The organism is Allobosea sp. CER48 (assembly GCF_044752385.1).
Classification (GTDB): domain Bacteria; phylum Pseudomonadota; class Alphaproteobacteria; order Rhizobiales; family Beijerinckiaceae; genus Allobosea.
The window spans coordinates 1-1,704 of the sequence record NZ_JBIWYK010000577.1; the positions used below are offsets into that span (position 1 = coordinate 1).

General features: G+C 67.4%; 1 protein-coding gene. It reads right to left on the reverse strand.

Annotation, left to right across the window (positions count from 1 at the left end):
- Positions 1–1,704: molybdopterin-dependent oxidoreductase (locus ACIPIA_RS15665; RefSeq protein WP_400510892.1), on the reverse strand; the 1,704-nt coding region annotated here is incomplete at both ends.

Below are 1,704 nucleotides of genomic sequence, written 5' to 3' on the forward strand. Positions count from 1 at the left end.
TCGAATCCGACACATGGCGATAGCCCGGCAGTTCGTGCGGGAACGATCCCATGTCGCACGAGCCCTGCACGTTGTTCTGGCCGCGCAGCGGGTTCACGCCCACGCCTTCGCGGCCGACGTTGCCCGTGGCCATGGCCAGGTTGGCGATGCCCATCACCGTGGTGGAGCCCTGCGCGTGTTCCGTCACGCCCAGACCGTAGTAGATGGCCGCATTGCCGCCGGTGGCGTAGAGCCGCGCGGCGCCGCGCAGCGTTTCGGCCGGCACGCCGGTGGACGCCTCCAGCACTTCCGGCGAGTTCTCGGGCAGGGCCACGAAGTCGCGCCATTGCTGGAATGCGCGGTCTTCGCAACGCTCGGCGATGAACTGCTCGGCCAGCAGGCCTTCCGTGACGATCACGTGGGCCATCGCCGTGACCACGGCCACGTTGGTGCCCGGGCGCAGTTGCAGGTGATAGTCGGCACGGATGTGCGGCGAATCCACCAGATCGATCTGGCGCGGATCCACGACGATCAGCTTGGCGCCTGCGCGCAGGCGGCGCTTCATGCGCGAGCCGAACACCGGGTGGCCGTCGGTCGGGTTGGCGCCGATCACCATGATCACGTCGGACTTGGCCACCGAGCGGAATGTCTGGGTGCCCGCCGATTCGCCCAGCGTGGTCTTCAGGCCATAGCCGGTCGGCGAATGGCAGACCCGTGCGCAGGTGTCGACGTTGTTGTTGCCGAACGCCGCACGCACCAGCTTCTGCACCAGGTAGCCTTCCTCGTTGGTGCAGCGCGACGACACGATGCCGCCGATCGAATCGGTGCCGTGTTCGGCCTGGATGCGCTTGAACTGCGACGCGGCGTAGCCGATGGCCTCTTCCCACGACACTTCGCGCCAGGGATCGGTGATCTTCGCGCGGATCATCGGCTTGAGGATGCGGTCCTTGTGCGTGGCATAGCCCCAGGCAAAGCGGCCCTTCACGCAGGCGTGGCCTTCGTTGGCGGCGCCGTCCTTGTGCGGGACCATGCGCACCACCTCGTTGCCCTTCATCTCGGCCTTGAACGAGCAGCCCACGCCGCAGTACGCGCACGTGGTCACCACGTTGTGCGACGGCTGGCCCAGCTGGATCACCGACGTCTCGGTCAGCGTGGCGGTCGGGCAGGCCTGCACGCAGGCACCGCACGACACGCAGTCCGATTCCATGAACGGCTGGCTGGTGCCGGCGGACACGCGCGAATCGAAGCCCCGGCCGCTGATGGTCAGCGCGAAGGTGCCCTGGGTTTCCTCGCAGGCCCGCACACAGCGGTTGCAGACGATGCACTTGGACGGGTCGTAGGTGAAATACGGGTTCGACTCGTCCTTCTTCATGTGCGTGTGCGTGGCGATCGGGGCGGCACCGCCGGCGCCATCCGCGTAGCGCACTTCGCGCAGGCCCACCACGCCGGCCATGTCCTGCAGTTCGCAGTTGCCGTTGGTCGGGCAGGTCAGGCAGTCGAGCGGGTGATCGGAGATATAGAGCTCCATCACGCCACGGCGCAGTTCGCCAAGCTTGCCGCTCTGCGTGCGCACCTTCATGCCCGGTTCCACGGGGGTGGTGCACGAGGCCGGATAGCCGCGCCGGCCTTCGATCTCCACCAGACACAGCCGGCAGGAGCCGAACGGTTCCAGGGAATCGGTGGCGCAGAGCTTGGGCACGCCAATGCCGGCTTCGGCAGAGGCGC